This is a genomic window from Pseudomonas sp. SIMBA_041, assembly GCF_046535095.1.
In the GTDB taxonomy this organism is placed as follows: domain Bacteria; phylum Pseudomonadota; class Gammaproteobacteria; order Pseudomonadales; family Pseudomonadaceae; genus Aquipseudomonas; species Aquipseudomonas mucoides.
This window is the reverse complement of the sequence record NZ_JAWRXJ010000745.1, coordinates 1-247: the sequence shown is the minus strand read 5'-3', so window position 1 is coordinate 247 and position 247 is coordinate 1. Positions and strand designations below refer to the sequence as shown.

The 247-nt window shown below is 64.0% G+C and carries 1 protein-coding gene; it reads right to left on the bottom strand.

Going from position 1 to position 247, the window contains the following annotated elements:
* Positions 1–247, bottom strand: a 247-nt coding sequence (locus SB725_RS33095; RefSeq protein ID WP_410923686.1) for a hypothetical protein, incomplete at both ends; no start/stop codon positions are given.

Here is a 247-nt window from a genome sequence, read left to right as displayed (position 1 = left end):
GGTGGGAGTTTGCCCGATCGTCGCGGCACCCGTGTCGCGCGCGGCCTTCCTGTCATGGCGCGCCAGCCCGCACTCGATAGCGAGGTCGGCTTGCGAGTCGACGATGATGAACGCACCGGCTTCGCCCATTTGCTGCGTGCTCCATGCTGGTGTGTGCATTTCGGCCACCCGAATCGCAGCGGTGACGATGTCCAGTTCGGTTTCGATCCGTTCGCATTCCTCCCGGGCATTTCGTCGTCCTCCGACA